This is a genomic window from Rhodococcus sp. IEGM 1366 (assembly GCF_033142425.1).
Classification (GTDB): domain Bacteria; phylum Actinomycetota; class Actinomycetes; order Mycobacteriales; family Mycobacteriaceae; genus Rhodococcus_F; species Rhodococcus_F globerula.
This window is the reverse complement of the sequence record NZ_JAWLRZ010000005.1, coordinates 115,844-136,711: the sequence shown is the minus strand read 5'-3', so window position 1 is coordinate 136,711 and position 20,868 is coordinate 115,844. Positions and strand designations below refer to the sequence as shown.

General features: G+C 63.1%; 18 protein-coding genes and 1 riboswitch. Of the genes, 5 read left to right on the top strand and 13 right to left on the bottom strand.

Annotation, left to right across the window (positions count from 1 at the left end; translation table 11 throughout):
* Positions 1 to 33: 33 nt before the first annotated feature.
* Positions 34 to 3,654 carry a cobaltochelatase subunit CobN gene (gene cobN / locus R4P64_RS16325; protein ID WP_317821747.1) on the bottom strand — a complete coding sequence of 1,207 codons (3,621 nt, stop codon included), beginning with the start codon at positions 3,652 to 3,654 and terminating at the stop codon, positions 34 to 36.
* A gap of 63 nt (positions 3,655 to 3,717) precedes the next feature.
* Positions 3,718 to 3,801, bottom strand: a riboswitch (cobalamin riboswitch).
* Positions 3,802 to 3,875: 74 nt separating this feature from the next.
* On the opposite strand from cobN, the gene cobG reads away from it, so the two are divergent.
* Genes cobG through cobJ form a run of 3 tightly spaced genes read left to right on the top strand, consistent with a single transcriptional unit; the run spans position 3,876 to position 7,145 of the window.
* The gene (cobG, locus tag R4P64_RS16320) at positions 3,876 to 5,018 is read left to right on the top strand and encodes a precorrin-3B synthase (RefSeq protein ID WP_317821746.1); all 1,143 of its coding nucleotides are present in this window, start codon (positions 3,876 to 3,878) and stop codon (positions 5,016 to 5,018) included.
* Between the two features lie 19 nt (positions 5,019 to 5,037).
* Complete coding sequence (locus R4P64_RS16315; protein ID WP_317821745.1) at positions 5,038 to 5,664, top strand: precorrin-8X methylmutase; 627 nt, start codon at positions 5,038 to 5,040, stop codon at positions 5,662 to 5,664.
* On the top strand, positions 5,661 to 7,145 hold the full coding sequence (gene cobJ / locus R4P64_RS16310) for a precorrin-3B C(17)-methyltransferase (protein WP_317821743.1): 1,485 nt from the start codon (positions 5,661 to 5,663) through the stop codon (positions 7,143 to 7,145). The genes R4P64_RS16315 and cobJ overlap by 4 nt, the downstream gene beginning before the upstream one ends.
* A gap of 25 nt (positions 7,146 to 7,170) precedes the next feature.
* Here cobJ and R4P64_RS16305 read toward each other — a convergent pair whose 3' ends face one another.
* The 7 genes from R4P64_RS16305 to R4P64_RS16275 all read right to left on the bottom strand — a co-directional run bounded on the left by R4P64_RS16305 (position 7,171) and on the right by R4P64_RS16275 (position 13,095).
* Complete coding sequence (locus R4P64_RS16305; protein WP_317821741.1) at positions 7,171 to 7,674, bottom strand: DUF1990 domain-containing protein; 504 nt, start codon at positions 7,672 to 7,674, stop codon at positions 7,171 to 7,173.
* Between the two features lie 18 nt (positions 7,675 to 7,692).
* Complete coding sequence (locus R4P64_RS16300) at positions 7,693 to 8,334, bottom strand: ScbR family autoregulator-binding transcription factor (RefSeq protein ID WP_033231970.1); 642 nt, start codon at positions 8,332 to 8,334, stop codon at positions 7,693 to 7,695.
* A 155-nt stretch (positions 8,335 to 8,489) separates the two neighbouring features.
* Positions 8,490 to 9,392 (bottom strand): HAMP domain-containing protein, encoded by a 903-nt coding sequence (locus R4P64_RS16295; protein ID WP_257013015.1) that lies wholly within the window; start codon positions 9,390 to 9,392, stop codon positions 8,490 to 8,492.
* A gap of 163 nt (positions 9,393 to 9,555) precedes the next feature.
* Positions 9,556 to 10,311: a cobalt-precorrin-6A reductase gene (locus R4P64_RS16290; RefSeq protein WP_317544086.1), complete on the bottom strand. Its 756-nt coding sequence runs from the start codon at positions 10,309 to 10,311 to the stop codon at positions 9,556 to 9,558.
* Positions 10,312 to 10,313: 2 nt separating this feature from the next.
* The gene (gene cobM / locus R4P64_RS16285; protein ID WP_092807761.1) at positions 10,314 to 11,063 is read right to left on the bottom strand and encodes a precorrin-4 C(11)-methyltransferase; all 750 of its coding nucleotides are present in this window, start codon (positions 11,061 to 11,063) and stop codon (positions 10,314 to 10,316) included.
* Positions 11,060 to 12,337: a precorrin-6y C5,15-methyltransferase (decarboxylating) subunit CbiE gene (gene cbiE, locus R4P64_RS16280; RefSeq protein ID WP_317821737.1), complete on the bottom strand. Its 1,278-nt coding sequence runs from the start codon at positions 12,335 to 12,337 to the stop codon at positions 11,060 to 11,062. Before cbiE ends, cobM begins: the two co-directional genes overlap by 4 nt.
* A complete protein-coding gene (locus R4P64_RS16275; protein WP_317821735.1) occupies positions 12,334 to 13,095 on the bottom strand; it encodes an SDR family NAD(P)-dependent oxidoreductase in 762 nt (253 codons plus the stop codon). The genes cbiE and R4P64_RS16275 overlap by 4 nt, the downstream gene beginning before the upstream one ends.
* Positions 13,096 to 13,125: 30 nt before the next feature.
* On the opposite strand from R4P64_RS16275, the gene R4P64_RS16270 reads away from it, so the two are divergent.
* Positions 13,126 to 13,557, top strand: a complete 432-nt coding sequence (locus R4P64_RS16270) for a PPOX class F420-dependent oxidoreductase (RefSeq protein WP_116103382.1) — start codon at positions 13,126 to 13,128, stop codon at positions 13,555 to 13,557.
* Here R4P64_RS16270 and R4P64_RS16265 read toward each other — a convergent pair.
* The gene (locus R4P64_RS16265; RefSeq protein ID WP_141485642.1) at positions 13,554 to 14,687 is read right to left on the bottom strand and encodes a M24 family metallopeptidase; all 1,134 of its coding nucleotides are present in this window, start codon (positions 14,685 to 14,687) and stop codon (positions 13,554 to 13,556) included. The genes R4P64_RS16270 and R4P64_RS16265 overlap by 4 nt on opposite strands.
* A 37-nt stretch (positions 14,688 to 14,724) precedes the next feature.
* Here R4P64_RS16265 and R4P64_RS16260 point away from each other — a divergent pair, with 37 nt between their 5' ends.
* Entirely contained in the window at positions 14,725 to 15,690 is a 966-nt protein-coding gene (locus R4P64_RS16260; RefSeq protein WP_033231964.1) for a 5'-3' exonuclease, read from the top strand.
* Between the two features lie 4 nt (positions 15,691 to 15,694).
* Here R4P64_RS16260 and R4P64_RS16255 read toward each other — a convergent pair whose 3' ends face one another.
* From R4P64_RS16255 to tatA, 4 genes are all read right to left on the bottom strand, one after another.
* Positions 15,695 to 16,462 (bottom strand): DUF4333 domain-containing protein, encoded by a 768-nt coding sequence (locus R4P64_RS16255; RefSeq protein ID WP_033232191.1) that lies wholly within the window; start codon positions 16,460 to 16,462, stop codon positions 15,695 to 15,697.
* Between the two features lie 105 nt (positions 16,463 to 16,567).
* Complete coding sequence (locus R4P64_RS16250; protein ID WP_317821731.1) at positions 16,568 to 19,294, bottom strand: RNA helicase; 2,727 nt, start codon at positions 19,292 to 19,294, stop codon at positions 16,568 to 16,570.
* Between the two features lie 85 nt (positions 19,295 to 19,379).
* On the bottom strand, positions 19,380 to 20,411 hold the full coding sequence (gene tatC, locus R4P64_RS16245) for a twin-arginine translocase subunit TatC (RefSeq protein ID WP_033231962.1): 1,032 nt from the start codon (positions 20,409 to 20,411) through the stop codon (positions 19,380 to 19,382).
* A gap of 89 nt (positions 20,412 to 20,500) precedes the next feature.
* Positions 20,501 to 20,767: a Sec-independent protein translocase subunit TatA gene (gene tatA, locus R4P64_RS16240; RefSeq protein WP_033231961.1), complete on the bottom strand. Its 267-nt coding sequence runs from the start codon at positions 20,765 to 20,767 to the stop codon at positions 20,501 to 20,503.
* Between the last annotated feature and the right edge of the window lie 101 nt (positions 20,768 to 20,868).

Sequence of the window (20,868 nt, the reverse complement as noted above, 5' to 3'; positions counted from 1 at the left end):
ATTATGGGTCGAAGGACCGACAAACTCGGGTAACTACTCCCCTTCGAGCTCACCTTCAGTTTCGAGATACACCTGACGCAAACCGTCGAGCGTCTTCTGCTCCGGGTGCTCCCACATCTTGCGCTCAGCAGCTTCGAGAAGTCGTTCGGCGATACCGTGCAATGCCCACGGATTGGACTGCGTCATGAACTTCTGGTTCTGCTCGTCCAGGACGTAGGTTTCGGCCAGCTTCTCGTACATCCAGTCCGCAACAACATTGGTGGTGGCGTCGTAACCGAAGAGGTAGTCGACGGTAGCTGCCATTTCGAACGCACCCTTGTAACCGTGACGGCGCATCGCGTCGAGCCACCGCGGATTGACAACGCGAGCGCGGAACACGCGCGCCGTTTCCTCCGAAAGTGTCCGTGTGCGAACCGATTCCGGGCGAGTGCTGTCGCCGATGTATGCCTCGGGCGATTTCCCGGTCAGCGCACGCACGGTTGCGACCATGCCGCCGTGGTACTGGAAATAGTCGTCTGAATCCGCGATGTCATGCTCGCGCGTGTCAGTGTTCTTGGCCGCCACGTTGATTCGACGGTACGCGCTGCGCATGTCGTCGGCGGCGGGGATCCCGTCGAGGCCGCGGCCGTACGCAAAGCCGCCCCACGTGGTGTACACATCGGCCAGGTCGTCGTCGCCGCGCCACGTCTTGGAGTCGATGAGTTGCAGCAGACCAGCGCCGTAGGTTCCGGGCTTGGAGCCGAAAATACGCGTGGTTGCACGTCGCGCGTCTCCGTGTTCGGCGAGGTCTGCCTGGGCGTGGGCGCGGATGTAGTTCTGTTCATCCGTTTCGTCCAGCGCTGCGACCAACTGGACAGCGTCGTCGAGGAGCGCCAGGACGTGCGGGAACGCGTCGCGGAAGAAGCCGGAGATGCGGACTGTGACATCGATGCGCGGGCGGCCGAGTTCTTCGAGGTCGATGACCTCGAGGTTGACGACGCGTCGGCTGGCTTCGTCCCAGACGGGGCGAACACCGAGGAGTGCAAACACTTCTGCGATGTCGTCGCCTGAGGTACGCATGGCGGCGGTACCCCACACGGACAGCCCCACCGAGCGCGGGTACTCGCCGTGATCGGCCAGGTAGCGCGCGGCGAGAGACTCCGCCATTGCCTGGCCGGTCTCCCACGCCAGTCGCGAGGGAACTGCTTTGGGATCGACCGAGTAGAAGTTGCGACCAGTGGGGAGCACGTTGATCAATCCGCGCAGCGGTGAGCCACTCGGACCGGCCGCGATGAAACCGCCGTCGAGCGCGTGCAGGACCTGCTTGATCTCGTTGTTCGTCTGTCGCAGCCGCGGAACCACTTCAGTGGCGGCGAACTGAAGGATCTTCACGACGGTGGGGTCGTCGCTGAGTCCTTCTGCGGCAGCTGGATTCCACTCGGCGTCCGACATCGCGCGGACCAGAGCGTGCGCCTTTTCTTCGATGTCGTCGACGCGATTACGTGATTCGTCGCCGTCTTCGCTGAGTCCGAGAGCCTCGCGCAGACCTGGGACGCTCTGCTCGCCGCCCCACATCTGTCGTGCCCTCAGCATTGCGAGGACCAGTTCGATCTCGGCGTCGCCCTCGGGTGCGCGGCCGAGAATGTGCAGACCGTCGCGGATCTGGACGTCCTTGATCTCGCACAGCCAGCCGTCGACGTGCAGGAGCATGTCGTCGAACACGTCTTCTTCCGGACGCTCGGCAAGTCCGAGGTCGTGGTCCATCTTGGCGGCCCGCATCAGGGTCCAGATCTGCTGGCGGATGGCCGGCAGCTTGGACGGGTCCAGCGCGGAGATGTTGGAGTGCTCGTCGAGTAGTTGTTCGAGGCGGGAAATGTCGCCGTAGCTTTCGGCGCGGGCCATCGGTGGGATCAGGTGATCGACGAGCGTCGCGTGGGCACGACGCTTTGCCTGTGTTCCTTCACCCGGGTCGTTGACCAGGAAGGGGTAGATGAGGGGCAGGTCACCGAGAGCGGCGTCGGTGCCGCAGTTGCTGGACATGCCGAGCGTCTTGCCTGGCAGCCATTCGAGGTTTCCGTGCTTGCCCAGGTGAACAACCGCGTCGGCACCAAATCCGCCGTTGTCCGGGGTTGCAGCGATCCAGCGGTACGCGGCGAGGTAGTGGTGGCTCGGTGGCAGATCGGGATCGTGGTAGATCGCGACGGGCTTTTCACCGAATCCCCGTGGCGGCTGGACCATGAGCACGATGTTGTTGAATCGCAGTGCCGCGATGACGATTTCGCCGTCCGGGTCCTGCGACCGATCGACGTACAGCTCGCCGGGCGCTTCGCCCCAGTGTTCTTCGACGCCGCTGCGCAGATCTTCGGGCAGGGTGGCGAACCACTCGCGGTATCGCGCCGCCGAAATGCGGATCGGGTTGCCCTCGAGCTGCTCGGCCGTGAGCCAGTCGGGATCCTGCCCGCCCGCGGCGATCAACGCGTGAATCAGCGCGTCGCCATCCTTGGCGGCCAACCCGGGAACCGAGTCCGGTCCGTCAATGGGTCCGAGATCGTAACCAGCGCTACGCATTTCGGTGAGCAGGTCGATCGCGCTGGCTGGTGTATCGAGGCCTACGGCATTGCCGATGCGAGCGTGCTTGGTGGGGTACGCCGACAGCATCAACGCAACACGGCGCTCCGGCGTCGGAATATGACGCAACTTGCCGTGACGCACCGCGATGCCGGCCACGCGGGCTGCGCGCTCCGGATCAGGCATGTACGTGGACAGTCCGTCGGAATCGATTTCCTTGAACGAGAACGGCACCGTGATGATGCGTCCGTCGAATTCGGGGACCGCAACCTGCGTCGCGACATCGAGCGGCGACAATCCGTCGTCGTTGGCATCCCAGGTGGCGCGGCTGCTGGTCAGGCACAGTCCCTGCAAGATCGGAACGTCCAAAGCGGCGAGCGCTGCCACATCCCAGGCTTCGTCGTCGCCGCCCGCCGATGCGGTGGCCGGCTTGGTTCCGCCGGCTGCGAGAACCGTCACGACCATGGCGTCGGCGCGGCGAAGTGTGGTCAGCAATTCGGCTTCGGCGCTGCGCAGCGAGGCGCAGTAGATCGGGAGAGCGGTGCCGCCGGCATCGGCAATCGCGTCGCAGAGCGCCTGGACGTAGCGGGTATTCCCGGCGAGGTGCTGGGCGCGGTAGTAGAGAACCGCGATGACGGGACCACTGTTGTCGCTGATGTCGGGGGCAAATTCAGCGATTCCCCACGACGGCAGCCGCGTCGGGGCCTCGAAGCCGTGACCGGTGAGCAGCACCGTGTCGGACAGGAAGTGGTGCAGCTGCGCCAGGTTGTCTGCGCCGCCCTCGGCCAGGTAATTGTGCGCTTCAGCCGCAACGCCCGGGGAGACAGTCGAGCACTCCATGAGGTCGGCATCAGGCGCGTGTTCGCCGCCGAGCACCACGACGGGCAGGCCACTGGCCAGGACCATGTCCAGACCGTCTTCCCAGCTCCGACGGCTGCCGAGGATGCGCACGATCACAAGATCGACGCCGTCGAGCAAGCCGGGTAGATCCTCGGAAACCAGCAGCCTGGAGGGGTTTGCCCAGCGATACGAAACGCCGTCTCCGTTGTCCTGGCTTGCGCGAGCGCTCAGCAGATCGGTGTCGGACGTCGAGAGCAGAAGAATCACAGGTGAAACCTTCCTGGGGTTTCGCGCCCCGTGAAAAAGATCTTTCATGGACAGCAGTTGAGGGTCTGACTCGTGTTTACGAACGGAAACACTTCCGCTTGTACACACTCACAGTGGCGCGACCGCACCGGAATCTCACCGGTTTCCTCACCTGCTGTCACTGGTTGACCGTGATGCTACCGGTCGCGGGTCCGTGCTCTACACGGTCGTACCCTTGAACCATGTCCACAGACCGTTCTCAGCCAGACGCGTGCCCTGGAGCGCTGCAGGTCCACCAGGCCGCAGACGGCCCGTTGGCGCGCGTGCGCCTACCCGGCGGCGCTTTGGCTCCACACCAGTTGCTGACGTTGGCCGAGGCTGCCCGCGACGTGGGCAACGGCCAGATGGAACTCACCTCACGTGGGAATATTCAACTCCGAGCCGTCAAGGACCCCCACGTATTTGCCGAACGGATCGCGTCCGCTGGTTTGCTCCCCTCCGCAACGCATGAGCGGGTTCGCAACATTCTGGCGTCGCCGCTGTCCGGCCGAATCGGGGGTGTCGCCGATGTGCGTGAGCTGGTTCGCACTCTTGACGCGGCGGTGCAGTCGGACCCCGCGTTGGCGCAGCTACCAGGACGAACACTGTTCACACTCGACGACGGCCGCGGCGACATCAGCGGTCTGCACGGCGATTTCGGACTACACGCCCACAGCGAATCCGAGCACTCACTCGTCCTCGCAGGGCATCGCACGAACCACCTCGTCCACGTCGACGACGCTGTGCCGTTGCTCCTCGGCGCTGCGCACGCGTTCCTGAATCTTCGAGACAAGCACTGGCGACTGGCTGAAGTCCCCGACGGAATCGCTCGAACGATCGATCATCTGGGCCTTTCAGCGGAATTTGCCGGTGCCGTCGACCTCGCCCCGGATGCGGGGCCGTCGATCGGATGGCTCGAACAACGCGACGGAACCGTCGCGTTGGGCGGCGGACTCCGCTTCGGACTCCTGGACGCACGGCTCGCCGAATTCCTCGCCGCCATCGAAAAACCCGTGGTCGTGACGCCGTGGCGCTCGATCATGATCTTCGATCTCGACGAAGGCGCAGCCGAGCAGGTGGTGCGAGTTCTCGCTCCGATGGGCTTGATCTTCGACGAGAATTCGCCGTGGCTCGACGTCACAGCCTGCACCGGAAGCCCTGGATGCGAGAAGTCGCTCGCCGATGTCCGGGCGGACGCCATCGAAGCCGTCGAGCGGGGCTCACTACCGATCGAAGGCCGGCAGCACTGGGCGGGCTGTGACCGTTCCTGCGGGCGCCCCCGCGCGAAAGTAGCCGACGTGATTGCGACGACCGACGGTTACCGGGTGAATCAGACCGATCGGTGATACCTCTATCCTGTGCCCCATGATCGAGTACATCCGTGACGGCGCAGAAATTTATCGCCAGTCCTTTGCCACAATTCGGGCCGAAGCCGACCTGAGCCGTTTTCCGGCGGATGTCTCGCAAGCCGTAGTGCGGATGATCCATGCGAGTGGTCAGGTCGACCTGGTCGACGACATCGCGTTCACACCGAACGTCGTCACCGTCGCGAGGGCTGCCTTACGGGCGGGTGCGCCGATCTTCTGTGATGCGAACATGGTCGCCGCCGGCATTACCCGTAAGCGTCTGCCCGCCGACAACGACGTGATCTGCACACTGCGGGATCCGCAGGTTCCCTTGCTGGCGAACACAATCGACAACACACGCTCTGCGGCGGCTATCGAACTGTGGGGCCCGAAACTCGAAGGCGCCGTGGTCGCGATCGGCAATGCGCCGACCGCGCTGTTCCATCTCCTCAACCTGATCGAGGGGGGCGGACCGCGGCCTGCTGCTATCGTCGGCGGACCCGTGGGATTCATCGGATCCGCAGAATCCAAAGAAGCGCTGATCGGACACCCCAGCGGCATAGAACATTTGATACTGAGAGGCCGACGCGGCGGCAGTGCCGTCACCGCGGCTGTCGTCAATGCGATTGCGAGCGAACAAGAATGAGCGAAGGCAAGTTGTGGGGAGTCGGCATCGGACCCGGCGATCCGGAGTTGGTGACCGTCAAAGCTGCCCGAGTGATCGGCGAGGCCGACGTCATCGCATTCCATTCCGCGCGGCACGGTAAGAGCATTTCCCGCGGGGTTGCTGCTCCGTACATGCGCGAGGGCCAGATCGAGGAACACCTCGTCTATCCCGTCACGACCGAAACCATCGACCATCCGGGTGGGTACCAGGGTGCGATGGACGAATTCTACGAAGCCGCAGCCGAAAGGTTGGCCGTCCACTTGGCCGCCGGACGCACTGTGGCACTACTCGCCGCGGGCGACCCACTGTTCTACAGCTCGTACATGCACATGCACAAACGCCTGGCGGATCGTTTCGAGGCCGAGGTCATCCCCGGTGTCACCTCCGTCAGTGCCGCGTCGGCCGCACTCGGAAAACCCCTGGTCGAAGGTGACGAAATCCTCACCATCCTGCCCGGAACCTTGCCGCAAGCGGAGCTCACGCGACGCTTGAAGGAAACAGACGCCGCAGCGATCCTCAAGTTGGGCCGCACCTTCCCACCGGTTCTGCGCTCACTCGAGGACGCCGGCCGACTCGGCGAAGCGCACTATGTCGAGCGAGCCAGCACACCTCGCCAGCGCGTCGACGCTGCCGCCGACGTCGATCCAGCGGGCGTGCCGTACTTCTCCATCGCCATAGTTCCCAGCCCGTCGAACAATGCAGCGACGCGCGAAAACACCGCGGGTGAAGTGGTTGTCGTCGGCCTCGGACCCGGTGACACCGCATGGACCACACCTGAAGTGGCGCATGAACTTTCGCTGGCCACAGACCTTGTGGGATACGGCCCGTACGTCGACCGCGTGCCAACCCGCCCCGGACAGCGCCGCCATTCCAGCGACAATCGCGTCGAATCGGAGCGGGCAGCGATGGCCCTCGACCTCGCCAAGAACGGCGCCCGCGTGGCCGTCGTCTCGTCCGGCGATCCCGGTGTATTTGCCATGGCTGCAGCGGTACTCGAGGTGGCAGCCGAAGATCAGTGGAGCGGCGTTCCCGTCCGCATCCTGCCCGGCATGACAGCGGCAAATGCCGTGGCCAGTCGCGTCGGAGCCCCGCTCGGTCACGATTACGCTGTGCTGTCCCTGTCGGATCGGCTCAAGCCCTGGGAAGTGGTGTCGCGTCGCATCTCAGCGGTCGCCGCGGCAGATATGGCTTTTGCCGTCTACAACCCGGCGTCAAAATCCCGAACGTGGCAGGTCCAGGCCATGAAGGATTTGGTACTCGAGCACCGCTCCCCCGAAACTCCGGTCATCATCGGCCGAGATGTTGCCAGTGCGGAGGAATCGGTGCGCATCGTCACGCTCGGCGATCTCGAACCGTCCGAAATCGATATGCGCACGTTGCTGATTGTCGGATCGTCCATGACAAAGGTTGTGGATACCGGTTCCGGCCGACAGGTGTTCACGCCGCGTCGCTACCCCTAACCTGATTGTGAAGGATTTTGTTCGCTCAGCGAGCAAAATCCTTCACAACCACTGCGCGGATGTAGCGCCGGGTCACCCATCCCTGCACCAGACGCCCAATCGGAGCACCCAAGCGCACCCACCAAGTACCGGGCTTGGAGAATGCCGTGATCTCGAGGCGAACCTGATTGCCGAGTTCGTCGAAATGGACAATGAACGACTCTTCACCGCACTCGGGATGACCACGGCGCGTGCCGTACGCAAATCCGGCCCGGTTCGGCTCGTCGACCACGTAAACAACGCGGACGGGCACCAATATCGGTCCGAAACCGAAAGTTGCGTCTTCGCCGGTCCTGGCGGTGTCACCGGCAGCTTTCACCGTCAATCCAGCGCCGCGATGCATCCCCCACGTCATGACAGTATTGGCCGCTGCCTCGAAATCGGCGCGGGTAGTACCGACCACCGCACGCTCGCGCACGTGGTGATAGCCAACGGGCAGTAGGCCACCTGTTGCTCCGATTTCGGAGTAGGTCAGCGGTTCCTGGTCCACGTCAGCAGTGTGGCACAGCTAGGCGGCAGCGGGTTCCCATCGCGCCTTCACGAGTCGGTCGATGTCACCAACGGCCGGCCCGGACACGATTCCCGGTAGGAGCAACTGCCACATCTCGTCGACACGTTCGGTGAGATCAGTGCGCCGGGTGATCACGTTGGACACCAGTTGAACTCCGGTGAACGCAGCCGGAATGAATCGCCCCAAAGCGGCGACGTCCACCGACGGCTTGATCTGACCGCTGTCCTTCGCTTGCTGCACGAGTTCGGTGCATGCATTGATCCAGTCTGCGTACGGCTCGACGGGACCTTCGAATGTGCTCAGTTCCAAGGTCAATCGAATTCCGGCTCGGACGATGGGCTCCTCGACGATCTGCCGTGCCATCTCATGGGTGAGCATGACCGTTTTTTCGAGCGGAGTCGCCGACGTTGCGGATATCGCCTCGACCGACTCGATGGACATGCGGTGCTGTTCTGCGATGACAAACTGTGCCAGTTCGTCTTTCGATGCAAAGTGGAAGTACAGGGCGCCCTTCGTGGTGCCGGCGCCCTCCACGATGTCACTCATGCTTGTGCTGCCGTACCCGGTCTTTTCGAATTGTGCTGCCGCGCCGGCGACGATCTGCTGCCGCGTCAGCTCGGCGCGTGCTTGCTTGACCACGAGAACTCCTCTCTCACTCGAGGGTCCCCCGCAAACCCTCTTCCGGTTTGCACCCCAATCGGGCTATACCCAGAATGATCTCAACTCCCCCAACTAACCAGCAGTGAATTGTCAGAAAATATTTCGCAAATACATAACTCCAGGTGAGGGATGAATCACAGGTGAGATTCGATTCGTCCGGAGGCGCTTTCGTCGACCCGGGCACGGTCGACAAGCTCGCCGACCATGGCAGTCAATTCCATCATCTGATGTGTAATCTCGTCTCGCAGTAGTGCTGTCTCGGCTTCCGACACAGTTCCGGAGGCGGTGTCGATCGACATCAACAGTTCGATATTCGTTCGCAATGCCGTCAGGGGTGCCAGCAAATCCTGTCCGGCATCAGTGATCAATCTACGCTGACGCGCCCGTGATTCCGACAGGGTGCCCAGCATTCGGTTGAAACTGACAGTCAGCGAGGCCAACTCGTCGTCACCCGTGACCGGTATCGGTGTGAGATCGTCCGTTGCGGCAACACGTTGTGTCGCCGCGGTCAATCGTGCGATCGGCCGTAATCCTGTGCGCGCCACAGCATCTCCTGCGGCATAGGCCAACGCGATACCCGCGGCACCGAGCGCAGCCAGCACTACCGCAAGTCGCTTCAAGACGGAATTTGTCGGCCCGAGCGATTGCGCGACGATCAAAGTCTGACCCGCGACCGACGGCGTAACCAACACCCGATACGAATCCAAGGTCGCAATGGTGGACCCGGAAGCTTTGTGGGCCAGGGATTTGATTGCCTCACCGCTGGTACTGAATGGTGGCAATCCCGGTGTCGCCGTCACCAATGCTCCATCGGTCGTCACCAATCCGACAGCTTGGATCACTGCGGTATCGGCGCCGGCTGTCAGTCCCAAAACCGGTGTGACACCACCGAAGTTGACGGTATCGGCAATTGCGTCGGCTGTTCGCTCCAACTGACGATCGACGTTGCCTTGAAGGTAGGCGTTGAATACGAAATACACCGAAGCAGCAGACGCGATCACAGCAATCGCAACCAAGCCTGCAGTGAGTACTTTCACGCGGGCGTGGAGAGTCCGGACACGAATTGTCGAACGCTTCCGACGCCCGAGTGCGGGGACGGACACCCTCATAGGCACCCTCGGCGTGTTGGACCCGTTCCTGACATAGGTCCAGTATGTTCCGCGAACCTTAGACGAACCTGAACCGCGTGCCCCCGAACTTTCACGTAACTGTCGATTCGAGCCACGCTGCGGCGGCAGAAGGCGAGTTGAAGCTTTCCACGCCCTCCGGTGCCGGTGGGCGCTCCACCACGATCACCGGCAAGCCCAGTTGCCGAGCGGCAACAATCTTGGCGTACGTCTGGTCACCCCCGCTGCTCTTGGTCACTACAACGTCGATACCGCGGCGGCGCATGAGTTCGCGCTCCGATTCGACGTCGAACGGCCCGCGCGCCAGGATCAGTTCGTGGGGCGCAGGCATGGCGCCCGTCGGCGGATCAATGGACCGCACGAGAAAACTCACGCCACTGACCTCGGCAAACGCAGAAACTCCTTGCCTACCAATGGTCAAGAACGCTCTAGTGCCCAACACAGGGACCAATTCCGCAGCATGGCTGAGATCGCGAGCCGGAAACCATCGGTCCTGTGGGTGCTGCGCCCACGACGGCCGCTGGCAGACAGCAAACGGAATCTCGCAGGTGCGAGCCGCCAGATGAGCATTAGCCGTGATACGTGACGCAAAGGGGTGCGTCGCGTCGAGCAACGCCCGAATATCGTTTTCCGCTAACCACCCCGCGAGGCCTTCGGCGCCACCGAAGCCCCCGACGCGAACCTCGCCTTCAGGCCAGCGCGGGTCGCGGACTCGGCCGGCGAGCGACGTGACTACCTCGAGGTCCACCGAATCCGCGAGGCGGGCGGCAATCTCGCGTCCCTCGCCGGTTCCTCCGAGCACAAGAACGCGGGGGCGGGCGTTGTGCACGGTCAGTGTGTGACCCGCTCACGTGCGGCCGAGTACAGGTAACTATCCGGGAACCCCTCGGCCGTGAGCACGCGTCCGACGATGACTACGGCAGTCTTGGTGATGCCGGCCTCGTGAACCTGACGCACTATCGAACTCAACGTTCCACGCACCACGATCTCGTCGGGGCGCGACGCAAATGCGACCACCGCGACCGGGCAGTCGATACCGTAGTTCTCGGCAAGCTCGTCGGCGATCTGCTCGATGCGATGCGCGCCGAGATGAATCACCATGGTCGAACCACTGCGTCCGAGTGACCGGAGATCCTCACCTTCGGGCATCGCTGTCGACAGCGTCGACACTCGGGTCAGCACGATGGTCTGCGATACGCCTGGAACCGTCAATTCACGGCCCAGTGCGGCCGCTGCCGCGGTAAACGCCGGAACACCCGGCACCATGTCGTATCGGACTCCGGCAGCATCCAGCCGTCGCGCCTGCTCGGCTACCGCACTGAAGATCGACGGGTCACCGGAATGCAACCGTGCTACGTCGTGTCCCGCCGAATCCGCTGCGACGAGCAGCGCGGTGATTTCGTCGAGGCTCAATCGAGCGGTATCGACCACCTGCGCGCCGGCCGGGCAGTATTCGAGCAGTTCCGCGGGGACGAGGCTGCCCGCGTACAAGCACACCGAACTTGCTGAGATGATGCGCTGCGCGCGCACTGTGATCAAGTCGGCAGCACCGGGACCAGCACCGATGAAATGAACGGTCATTGAGCGTCTTCCTCTGTGTGATCGGCATCTGCACCGGCAGTTGCCTCTGTTTTTGTGACCGACCACTGCACGACGGGCAGTTGGGGTCGCCACACGTTGAATGTTCCCAAGGGCTCGGCCCGCTGGATCTGCAACCGACGCAGCGTGCCGCCGAATCGGGTGAACCACTCCAGGAGCAACGCTTCCGATTCTGCGGTAACGGCGTTGGCCACCAGTCTGCCGCCGGCCTCGAGGTGGTCCCAGCAGGCGTCGAGCATTCCGGGTTGCGTCACACCCCCGCCGACAAAGATGGCATCGGGTGTGCGAGTCACCTCGGCAAACGATTCGGGCGCGCGCCCGAGGACATCGAGGCTCGGCACACCCAAGGCCCGCGCATTACCATCGATTTGGGAGATCCGCGATGCCGCCTGCTCGAATGACGTTGCGGTGCAACGTGGGTGGGTGCGCATCCATTCGATCGCGACAGTGCCAGACCCGCCGCCGACATCCCACAAGTATTCACCGGGAGCCGGGGCCAGCGCACAGATCGTCAGCGCGCGGATCTCCTGCTTCGTCATCTGACCGTCACCGCTGTATGCCGCGTCGGGCAATCCGGGCACGCGCGTCAGACGGTGCGGTGCGCCCGACACAACACATTCCACGGCAAGAACATTCAACGGGTCGACATCTGCGGCATCGACATCCCACTCGTCCGCCTGGGCAACGGTGCGTGATTCGTGCGCTCCACCCAACTGTCCGAGGACAGTGATCGTGGACCGACCGAAACCGGTGGAGGTCAGTATTTCTGCCACCTCGCCGGGTGTGGCCCTGCCGTTGCTCAGCACCAACAACCGCGCACCGTCGGTGACGGACGGCAAGACGGTGGTGGCGTCGCGGTTGACCAGGCTCACCAACTCCGCATCGGCCGACGCCCATCCCATGCGAGCACTCGCCAGAGCAATCGACGACGGGTGCGAGATCACCCGAAGTTTGTCAGCACCCAGCACACGCACGAGTGTGGCGCCGATCCCGTGGAACATCGGATCGCCGCTGGCCAGCACGCAGATACGGCGGCCCGCGTGAGCGTCGAACAGTCCGGGGAGCGCGGAGAGCATCGGTGTGGGCCAGGCGATCCGATCGGCCGAGGAGCCGTCTACCAATGGGATCAGGTCCAGTTGACGCGAGGAACCCATCAACACCTGAGCGCCGAGCACAGCGCTCTTCGCCGAGTCCGACAAGCCCTCCCAACCGTCAGCGCCGAGACCGACGACAACAACGGGTTCGTCGGCGGTCATCGCGGCATCCGCCGCCAGATCGATTGTGGGAGAAGTCGCATCATGAAGAAAACTGGTTGGAGGATTCGCGGAACCCACACCCGCGTTGCGCCGGACTGCAATCCCCGAACTACCGCGTCGGCGACCTGCGCCGGTGTGCTCGACATCGGCGCCGGCTTCATGCCCTCGGTCATCGAGCCGATCACAAAACCAGGCCGGACAAGCAGTAGTTGAATTCCACTGCCGTGCAACGCATCTCCGAGGCCGCTGGCAAAGCCGTCCAGGCCGGCCTTTGCAGAACCGTAGACGTAATTTGCGCGGCGCACCCGGACACCGGCCACGGACGAGAAGACAGCGATCTTGCCGCGGCCTTGTCGTTTCATCAAGTCCGCGAGAAGAGTCAGGATGCTGACCTGCGCCACGTAATCGGTGTGAACAATTGCAACGGCATGAGCGGCGTCGGTTTCCGCGCGGGCCTGATCACCCAGGATTCCGAACGCCAGCACCGCGACGTCGATCCGGCCGTGCGCTCGGGCAACCTGTGCGAGGAAGTCTGCATGAGTGTCGGTTGCATCGGCATCGAATTCGACGGCTGTCACGGCTAGGGCGCCCGCGTCCGTCAACATCGTGCGTTGCTGTTCGAGGTCGTTGCTGCGCCGCGCCGCCAGCACGATTCTTCCGCCGGGGGCCAACCGGACGGCAATCTCCAGACCGATTTCGCTTCGCCCTCCCAGCAGGAGGACCGTCTCGGCATCTTCAGTGTTCGCACCCGCAGTCACTGCACCAGTGTCCTCGATTACCGTCGTGGCATGACCATCACCCCCTCCGCACCCGCCGCGCTCTCCGACGACGGTCTGGCGTTCGTGCGCGAATACCATCTCGCCACCCTGACAACTCTGCGCCCGAACGGCACACCGCACGTCGTGGCCGTGGGATTCACGTGGGATCAGGAAGCAGGAAAAGCACGTGTCATCACCAGCGGCGGATCACAGAAAGCCATCAACGCCGCCCGGGGTGGTTACGGCGCCGTCAGTTCTGTCGACGGTGGACGCTGGCTCACCCTCGAAGGTCCGGCGCGCGTGCTCGACGACCCTGAATCCGTGGCCGACGCCGTTCAGCGCTACGCCGAGCGGTACCGCCAGCCACGGATCAATCCGGCGCGGGTGGTCATCGAAATCGACGTCACCCGCATTCTGGGAACGGCCGCATTCAAACCCGCGGCCGAAGAGCTGACCAGCTAAAGGATCGTCAAACCGTGCGGACGGTTGTTGAACGACTCGCAACCGTCCGCGGTGACAACAACGATGTCCTCGATCCGGGCACCCCAGTTGCCCCGGAAATAGATTCCCGGTTCGATGCTGAAAGCCATACCCTCGGCCAGTTCGATGCTGTTGCCCTCCACGATGTACGGCTCCTCGTGGACCGACAAGCCGATCCCGTGGCCTGTGCGGTGAACGAACACGTCGGCCAACCCTTGTGCAGCGAGCACGTCGCGCGCAGCGGCATCCACGAATTCCGCCGACACGCCGGGGCGAACAGAGTCCACAGCCGCCTGCTGAGCCGCTTCGAGCACGGCAAACTGGGCAGCAACCTCGATTGACGGCTTCCCCATGCTGTACGTGCGAGTGGAATCGGAGTTGTATCCGGGCTCCACCGGCCCGCCGATGTCGATCACCACAATGTCGCCGCTCTCGATCACCCGATCGGACACCTCGTGATGCGGATCCGCGCCGTGCGGACCCGACCCCACGATGACAAATGCCGCCTCGGTGTGACCTTCCTCGAGAATCGCTGCTGAAATCGCCTCGCCGACTTCGGCTTCCGTCCGTCCCACAACGAGAAACTCGGCCATCCGTGCATGCACACGGTCGATGGCCTGACCGGCGCGACGGAGCGCGTCGACCTCCGCGGCGTCCTTGACCATCCGCAGCTCACGCAGCACGCCCGTAGCCAGAATCGGCAACGAACCCACAGCGTCGGCCAACGGAATCAAATGCAGCGCAGGCATCGCATCCGTGACCGCGACCTTGGCGCCCGTCGGCAATTGCCCAGCGACAATGGCATACGGATCAACACCGTCCACCCAGTCCAGCACGTCGAGGCCAAGATCCCCGACCGCCGATTCCTTCAACGACGCCAGTTCCAGCCGAGGAAGGACGACCGACGCCCTTGCTCCGTCGGCAGCGATCACCAGGGCCGTCAACCGTTCGAACGAATCCGCTCGGGAGCCCGTCAGATAGCGCAAATCCGGCCCCGGCGTGACCACAAGACCGTCCAGACCAGCCGCGCTCGCCAACTCTGCGGCGCGGGCAATACGAGATTCGTAGACGGCTGAGGGGAAACGTGAACCATATTCGGCGGGAGAGGTCATGGCTTCCAGATTAGTGCCGACTGGCAGGATGGTGACCATGAGTGGGCCTTTGCTTCTCCTTGACGGTGCCAGCCTGTGGTTTCGTGCGTTCCACGCACTACCCGAGTCCTTTGTCGGCGATGACGGCAGACCCGTCAACGCTGTCCGCGGATTCACCGACATGGTCGCGTCGCTGATCACCAAGCACCAACCGAGTCGCCTCGCTGTCTGCCTGGATCTGGATTGGCGACCGCAGTTCCGCGTCGACGCCATCCCCACCTACAAAGCTCACCGCGTTGCCGAGGGATCCGACGGTTCGTCCGAGGAAGTGCCCGATACCCTCACCCCGCAGGTCGACATGATCATGGATGTCCTCGCGGCAGCGGGAATCGCCACCGCCGGTGCGGTCGGTCTCGAAGCCGACGACGTCCTGGGCACGCTGGCCGCCACGGAACGCGATGATCTCACCGTCGTGGTCAGCGGAGATCGCGACCTGTTGCAGGTTGTCACCGACGACTACGTTCCCGTTCGCGTTCTGTACGTCGGCCGCGGGTTGGCCAAGGCCGAACTCTTCGGGCCGGCCGAGGTAGCCGAGAAATACGGTGTGCCCGCCGATCGCGCCGGTGACGCCTACGCGGAACTGGCTGCGCTGCGCGGAGATTCGTCCGACGGACTTCCTGGCATCAAGGGGGTCGGCGAAAAGACCGCGTCGACGCTCATGCTCAGGTATGGATCGCTCGACGGCATCCGCACGGCTGCCGAAGATCCCGAATCCGATATGGCCAAAGGTCTGCGAGCGAAACTGACGTCACCCGAGGCGAAGGCATACCTCGACGCCGCGTTACCCGTTGTGCGTGTCGTGCGTGACGCAGATGTGCAGTTCTCGAGGTCCGACGTACTTCCCGACGCACCGATCGATCAAGCCCGCTTCGACGAACTGGCTGAAACCTTGAGAATCGAGCGATCGGCCGGCCGTCTTGCCGCGGCACTCAAAGCTGCGGCAAGCCGACCGGCTGACAACTGACAACTCAGCTGGGGCGCGAGACTTCGTAGGTTCCGGTGTCGTCGACAAACGTCAGCGTCACCGACTTCTTCTCACCCGAGACGGAGAGGGTGCACGTGAACTTTGCACCGGACTTGATTTCCTGACCCGACGGGCATGAAACGTCGCTGACGTTCTTGGCGCCGTACGACTCGGTGACGATTTTCTCGACACCCTTGGCCGCAGCATTTGCGTCCAGCGTGTCCTTCGACGTGAATACGAAGAGGCCGATGACGACGGCTGCCAGAACGACCAGTACACCGATCGCACCGAAGATCAGCGGCTTCTTGGACTTTGCACCTTGCGGCGGTCCCTGATTCCACTGAACCGGCGCGCCGGGCTGAACACCGGGCTGCGCGCCCCACGCCTGTTGTGGTTGCTGGGCCGTTGGCTGCCCCCAGACCTGAGTCTGGTCGCCGCCTGGCTGTTGACCCCACTGCTGCTGACCCGGCTGACCGGGTTGCTGAGGCTGACCCCACGGCTGCTGACCGTATCCGGGCTGACCGGGCTGCCCCTGTGGCTGGCCTGGCTGGCCGTATCCGGGTTGCCCGTACGCGGGCTGGCCTTGGGGCTGTCCTGGCTGGCCGTATCCGGGTTGCCCGTACGCGGGCTGGCCCTGTGGCTGACCGTAACCCGGCTGACCCTGGGGCTGACCCGGCTGCCCGTATCCAGGCTGTCCCCACGGCTGCTGCGGTGGTTGTTCACCGTTGCCCCACTGCCCATTCGGATCATTCGGTCCGTAAGGCCCGCTCATCTTCGCCTCCACTCGAAACACCAGTCTTCAGTTACCGCGTACGTCACGCATGGCAGATGCCGCGTGCACACGCAACTCCTGGGAATCCAACCACACAGTCCGCGCTCAAGCTGCGTCGAGAGCGACCACTCCGCGACGAATCGACCCCACAGCCTTCGCCGCGACCTTCGCGACGACGGGATCCGTAGCCGTCAGCCGCACCTGATCGAGGAGATCGATTACCTGTCGGCACCAGCGGACAAAATCGCCCGCCGACAACGCGCGCCCCTGCACACCGGCAGCCAACAACGCTTCGACCAGCGAATTGTCGCTCGCCCAGTGATAGACCGCCGTGACAAAACCCAGATCAGGCTCACGCGTCGGCGGCAATTTGTGGCGAATTTCGTCCGCTCGCAGTTCACTCCACAGACGCTGGGTGTCTGTGAGCGCATGACGGATCGCCTGCGTCGGAACTCGACTCGTCGTGTCGCCGTCCCTACGGGATTCGTACACGACCGAGGACACGACCGCCGCAAGTTCGGGCGGAGTCAGACCCTGCCACGCACCGGTACGTAGGCACTCGGCCACCAGCAAGTCGCTCTCGCTGTAGATCCGGCTCAGACGCTGCCCGGCTTCTGTCACTTGGGGCACGGACTCGGCGCTCATGTAACCGCGCTCCTTGAGCAACGACACGATGCGGTCGAACGTACGCGCCAAGGAATTGGTGGTGGCTGCCGCTTTTTGTCGCAGTGCCTGTGTTTCCCGAGCCAGCCGGTTGTACTTCTCCCCGATACGACCGAGATGGTCACGATCGGGCCAACTGTGGCACGGGTGCGACCGAATCGCGCGACGCAACGACGCCACCTCGGCGTCCTCGGACGCGCCGCCCTTGTACCGCTTCTTCCGGCGCGGCGCGGTGAATCCGGTGCTGCGCAACGCCGACGCCAGATCGCGCCGCGACCGTCCGGTGTGGTGATCGACGAACTTCGGCAACCGCATCACACCGAGCGTTTCGGCAGCTTCGGGGAAATCCGCGGCGGACAGCTTTCCGGCCCACTGATCTTCGGCGAGAACCAACGGCCGTGGATCCTTCGGATCGTTGTCCGGCACAAGCACAACGGCGGTACCCGAATGCCGTCCGATCGGAATCGCGATGACGTCACCGCGTCGCAGCGTCCGCAGCGACGCGACGGCCTGATCGCGGCGATCCTCACGACTTTCTCGTTCGAGTTTGCGTTCCCGATCGCTCAGTCGATCACGCAACGACGCGTACTCGTAGTACTCACCGTCTGGACCACCGAGCTTGTCCTGCAACGCTTTCAGCGCGGTCTCGTTGCGTTCGATGCTCCGCACCACGCCTACTACGGAGCGGTCCGCCTGGAATTGGGCGAACGAACGCTCGAGCAGCGTGCGGGATTCCTTGACGCCCATGCGATCCACCAGATTGATCGACATGTTGTATGACGGCCGAAAAGAGCTGCGCAGCGGGAATGTTCGGGTGGACGCCAAGCCGGCGACGTCGGTCGGTTCGACACCTGGCTGCCACAGGACGACTGCATGCCCCTCGATATCGATGCCGCGTCGGCCAGCTCTACCGGTGAGCTGTGTGTACTCACCCGGCGTCAGCTCGGCGTGAGTTTCGCCGTTGTACTTGACCAGCCGTTCGAGAACCACGGTGCGGGCCGGCATGTTGATGCCCAGTGCCAGAGTTTCAGTGGCGAATACAGCGCGGACGAGGCCCTTGACGAACAACTCCTCGACCGTCTGCCGGAAAGCGGGCAGCATCCCGGCGTGGTGGGCTGCCAGACCGCGCTGCAACGCCTTACGCCACTCCCAGTAACCGAGCACCTCCAAGTCCTCTTTGGGGAGGCCACCGATGTGTTTGTCGATGATCGTGTCGATCTCGCGCACCTGTTCGGGAGTCGTCAGATCCAGCCTCGAGCGAACGCACTGAGTCAGCGCGGCATCGCACCCGGCGCGCGAGAAGATGAAGGTGATTGCCGGTAGCAAACCTTCCTTGTCCAGTTGTGCGATCACGTCCGGCCTGGGAAGCGGCCGGAAATCGTTGGCACTCTGGTAGCGACTACGGCCACGACCGCGCGGCTGCCAGCTTTCCACCCGGTCGAGGGCCTGACGTTGTTTGACATGCCGAACCAGATCCTGGTTGACAACAAACTTCGAGGGTCCGGCCGAAGGATTGCTACGGCTGTCGAAGAGATCGAAGATCCGGCGCCCCACCATGATGTGCTGCCACAACGGAATCGGCCGCGTCTCGTCGACCACAACGGTGGTGTCGCCGCGGACAGTCTCCATCCAGGCGCCGAATTCCTCGGCATTGCTCACGGTGGCGGACAAACTCACCAACCGCACGTCCTCGGACAGGTGCAGGATCACTTCTTCCCACACTGCGCCGCGGAACCGGTCGGCCAGGTAGTGAACCTCGTCCATGACAACGTGTGACAGACCGCGCAACGCCTCCGAATTGGCGTACAGCATGTTGCGAAGCACTTCGGTGGTCATGACAACAACAGGAGCGTCGGAGTTGATGCTGGTGTCTCCGGTGAGCAAACCGACTTCACTGGGGCCGTATCGCTCGCTCAGTTCGGCGTACTTCTGATTGCTCAGCGCTTTGATGGGCGTGGTGTAGAAGCACTTCCGCCCAGCAGCCAAGGCCAGGTGGACGGCAAATTCGCCGACCACAGTCTTTCCCGCACCTGTCGGCGCGCACACCAGCACACCGTGACCCTCCTCGAGGGCCCGGCAGGCGTTGATCTGGAACGGATCGAGGTCGAACTTCAGCCCCGAAACAAATTTGCTGAGCTCAACATCAGAACTCGTTTCACTACTACTCATAACCACCTCGTCAGCGTGTCACACGCCGGCGACACGGGAACCCCAGCACCCTGGAGACACGCCTCACAAGGTACCGGGGAACGCCTCACAGGGTGTCGGTAAAGTCCTGGCCCGACGTGTTGCCGGCAGCACCGGAACCGGCTTCGGTCGCGGCAGTTGCCTTCGCCTTCGACTTCCGGCCGAACAATCCGCGTGACTCCGCCTTCGGCTTCGCGGGTTCATCCAAAGCTTCGTTCAAGTCGGTCGGCGCCGAGATCGACGACGCTTCCTCGTCCGACAGCGCGCCCCAGTCTTCGCCGGACTTCCTGGCCTTGCGCTTGTCGTTGATGCGCGCAATCTGCACTGCGAACTCGAACAGCAGAGTGAGCGAGAGCGCAAGCGCGAGCATCGAGAACGGGTCCGAACCCGGAGTTGCGATGGCCGCGAACACGAACAAGCCGAAGATCAAGCCGCGACGCCACGCCTTGAGCCGCTCGTAGGTAAGGATTCCCGCAAAGTTCAGTACGACGACCAGTAGCGGAATCTCGAAACTGACGCCGAAAATCAGCAGCAGGTTGATGATGAATCCGAAGTACTCGGAACCACTGAGCGCGGTGATCTGAACGTTGTCACCGATGGTGAGAAGGAAGTGCAAAGCCTTCGACACGACCAGGTACGCAAGAACGGCACCGAGGATGAAGAGGCCGGCACCGGCGGTGACAAACGCCACGGCGTAGCGGCGTTCCTTCGAATACAGGCCCGGAGTGATGAATGCCCACAACTGGTACAACCAGATCGGACTGGCAAGCACGATTCCCGCGGTGAGGGCCACCTTGAATCGCAGCATGAACTGCTCGAACGGACCGGTTGCGAGCAAACGACACGCATCGTCGACGCTGAGGTTTGCGCGGCTTTCGACCGGAAGCTCACAGTACGGTCCGCGCAGTAGGTCGCCGAGGCTTTCGATCCCGAAGATCGACGCGGAGTACCAGAAGAATCCGAAGGCGGTGGTAATGATGACACCGAGGAACGCGAACAGCAGTCGAGTTCGTAATTCGTACAGGTGGTCGATCAACGACATGGTGCCGTCGGGGTTGACCTTCCGCTGGCGGTTACGCGGGTCTAACGGAATTCGCACTGGTACATCCTGCTCTTGGCAAACTGGTTTTGGTCAGCACACAACCGGGGTGAATACAGATTTCACCCCGGTTGGACAGCGGCATGTAGCTAGAGCGGCTTAACTTCGGTCGGCTGCGCGATCGGAGCAGCAGCGCCGGTAGCGGTCACCTGTGCGGTCGGCAGCTGAGCCGGGGCCTGAGCAACGACGGGCGCAGCAGGAGCCGCGTCGTCATTCTGCATTTCCTTGACTTCACTCTTGAAGATGCGCAGTGAACGGCCGAGTCCTCGAGCTGCGTCGGGCAGTTTCTTCGACCCGAACAGAATGACAACGACAACAGCAACAATCAGCCAATGCATCGGCTGCATTGCACCCATAATGACCTCCCATGATCAGATTCCTCGATGCTACCGGACACAACCGGCGTAAGGAGGCTTCCAAGTCCTTACTTCAGCTACCGTTTACCTGTTTGTTTCAT

Excerpts from the sequence above, each read along its gene's own strand:
- cobM (WP_092807761.1), bottom strand. The coding sequence starts at position 11,063 with ATGACCGTTCATTTCATCGGTGCTGGTCCCGGTGCTGCCGACTTGATC.
- R4P64_RS16250 (WP_317821731.1), bottom strand. The coding sequence starts at position 19,294 with ATGAGTAGTAGTGAAACGAGTTCTGATGTTGAGCTCAGCAAATTTGTT.
- R4P64_RS16260 (WP_033231964.1), top strand. The coding sequence starts at position 14,725 with ATGAGTGGGCCTTTGCTTCTCCTTGACGGTGCCAGCCTGTGGTTTCGT.
- cbiE (WP_317821737.1), bottom strand. The coding sequence starts at position 12,337 with ATGACCGCCGACGAACCCGTTGTTGTCGTCGGTCTCGGCGCTGACGGT.
- R4P64_RS16270 (WP_116103382.1), top strand. The coding sequence starts at position 13,126 with ATGACCATCACCCCCTCCGCACCCGCCGCGCTCTCCGACGACGGTCTG.
- R4P64_RS16265 (WP_141485642.1), bottom strand. The coding sequence starts at position 14,687 with ATGACCTCTCCCGCCGAATATGGTTCACGTTTCCCCTCAGCCGTCTAC.
- tatA (WP_033231961.1), bottom strand. The coding sequence starts at position 20,767 with ATGGGTGCAATGCAGCCGATGCATTGGCTGATTGTTGCTGTTGTCGTT.
- R4P64_RS16315 (WP_317821745.1), top strand. The coding sequence starts at position 5,038 with ATGATCGAGTACATCCGTGACGGCGCAGAAATTTATCGCCAGTCCTTT.
- R4P64_RS16255 (WP_033232191.1), bottom strand. The coding sequence starts at position 16,462 with ATGAGCGGGCCTTACGGACCGAATGATCCGAATGGGCAGTGGGGCAAC.
- cobJ (WP_317821743.1), top strand. The coding sequence starts at position 5,661 with ATGAGCGAAGGCAAGTTGTGGGGAGTCGGCATCGGACCCGGCGATCCG.
- cobG (WP_317821746.1), top strand. The coding sequence starts at position 3,876 with ATGTCCACAGACCGTTCTCAGCCAGACGCGTGCCCTGGAGCGCTGCAG.